Raw genomic sequence first — 230 nt, forward strand, 5'->3', positions numbered from 1 at the left:
CTGGGCTAGCTGGATTCGAACCAGCGCATGACGGAGTCAAAGTCCGTTGCCTTACCGCTTGGCTATAGCCCATCGAAATATTTATCTTCTTTCCAAAGACAAATGTTATTGTAACATAATGTCCAATAAAAAACAACTGCCAAATAGCAGAAGTTAAAATGGCGGTCCCGACCGGGGTCGAACCGGCGATCTCCTGCGTGACAGGCAGGCATGTTAACCACTACACCACG

The 230-nt window shown here is 47.8% G+C and carries 2 tRNA genes; both read right to left on the reverse strand.

Going from position 1 to position 230, the window contains the following annotated elements:
* Nucleotides 1-72, reverse strand: a tRNA-Gln gene (locus JDS82_RS29475).
* 87 nt (nt 73-159) lie between these two features.
* Nucleotides 160-229, reverse strand: a tRNA-Asp gene (locus JDS82_RS29480).
* Nucleotide 230 lies beyond the last annotated feature (1 nt).

The organism is Bacillus cereus group sp. N14 (assembly GCF_016483555.1).
Classification (GTDB): domain Bacteria; phylum Bacillota; class Bacilli; order Bacillales; family Bacillaceae_G; genus Bacillus_A; species Bacillus_A wiedmannii.